2 protein-coding genes are annotated in these 1,609 nt (G+C 54.9%); both read right to left on the bottom strand.

Annotated features, from left to right (window positions below):
• Positions 1–488: 488 nt before the first annotated feature.
• Complete coding sequence (efp, locus tag ACRC1E_RS07375; protein WP_438514460.1) at positions 489–1,052, bottom strand: elongation factor P; 564 nt, start codon at positions 1,050–1,052, stop codon at positions 489–491.
• A gap of 56 nt (positions 1,053–1,108) precedes the next feature.
• The coding region (gene earP, locus ACRC1E_RS07370; RefSeq protein WP_438514459.1) for an elongation factor P maturation arginine rhamnosyltransferase EarP at positions 1,109–1,609 on the bottom strand (501 nt) is incomplete at its 5' end.

Genomic DNA, 1,609 nt, shown 5'->3' with positions numbered 1-1,609 from the left:
CACCCAGTGCAGTTTCTTTGGTTTGGGCCATGGTAATGCTTATTGCCTTTTGCTGGAAAATACGCCCGCCGTCAGGACGAGTCCGACGCAGGGAAAACGCCATTTTACACGTGATTGCTGTAGATGGTGCGACTTGTGTGCATTCCGGCGTATTGCCGGCTCTTTCCGGTGCTGATGCATACCTGGATGGTTTTAGGTATTTGCGACACGAATGGTCAATATCCGGGTATGACTGTTGTGTCAAATATAGTTAATTGCTAATATTAATTTGCTTCATATGGTTTCTCCTTTGTTGTTTGCATTGTGTGCCTCGGGTTTTCCCGGGGCATTTTTTTTGCGCGTCAAAAATGCCGATGCTGCCCTTCGGCTTACGCTGAGGCGAGCGAGGGGGGGCTGTCGAGCACAACCGTGATCTGTGCGCGCCATGCTGAGCATCGCCATGAAAAAAGCCACCCGAAGGTGGCTTTTTCGACAAGAGCGTGCGGAAATCAGGCGCGCTTCTTGAACTCGTTGGTGCGGGTATCGATTTCGATCTTGTCGCCGGTGTTCACGAAAGCCGGTACCTGAATTTCGAAAGTGGTGCCGACCAGACGGGCTGGCTTCAGAACCTTGCCCGAGGTGTCGCCGCGTACGGCAGGCTCGGTGTATTCCACTTCGCGTACTACGGTGGTCGGCAGTTCGACCGAGATGGCTTTGCCGTCGTAGAAGGTGACCTGGCAGTTGTCTTCCATGCCGTCAACGATGTAGTTGAGGGTATCGCCCAGGTTGTCGGCTTCAACTTCATACTGGTTGAACTCGCCGTCCATGAATACATACATCGGATCAGCAAAGTAGGTGTAGGTGCAATCGCGACGATCCAGAACCACGACATCGAACTTGTCATCGGCACGGTATACGGTTTCGCTGCCTGCGCCGGTCAGCAGGTTCTTCATCTTCATCTTGACGACGGAAGCGTTACGGCCCGATTTGGTGTATTCGGCCTTCTGAACCACCATAGGCTCGCTACCAACCATAAAGACGTTACCTGCGCGGAGTTCCTGTGCGGTTTTCATTGCTTGACATTCCCAGAGCTGAATTGATTTCGGGGAATGCTTTCCCCAAGAGGGCGCTATTGTAGCTGTTTTTCAACCATTTGCACCAGTCTGGCGCTAAGACTGCTGCTGCCCAGTGCCCGTTGCGGCCAGTTGCTGGCATGCAGGGCCAGTTGTGGCCAGTTTTCTGTCATTTCTCCCCAGCTACGGGCTATGTCTTGCTCAAGATTCCATGCATGTGCTGCGCGCTGCAATACGTCGCGGCTTGCTTCGTCCATCGCCGCCGTGTAGCGGGTGAGGAAGGCATCAAGCTTGATGATGTGGGCGTTCTCGTCCTGCGGGTAGATATGCCACAAAAAAGGCCGCGCGGCCCACTGCGCACGCATAAAGCTGTCTTCGCCGCGCACGATATTGAAATCGCACGACCACAACAGCTTGTCGTACTCGCCCTGTTCGCAAAACGGCAGTACATGCACGGTCAGCGCGCCCAAGCTCAGGGTGTCTCCCTCGGCCAGCGTATCGCGGCCTAAGGCCGCGGCGACATCCGGTAGCACCCGCCCGTGTGGCACCATCACCCG

The sequence above is a fragment of the Craterilacuibacter sp. genome (assembly GCF_051659485.1).
Classification (GTDB): domain Bacteria; phylum Pseudomonadota; class Gammaproteobacteria; order Burkholderiales; family Chromobacteriaceae; genus Craterilacuibacter.
The sequence above is the reverse complement of the archived record's forward strand: the minus strand, read 5'-3'. Positions and strand labels throughout refer to the sequence as shown.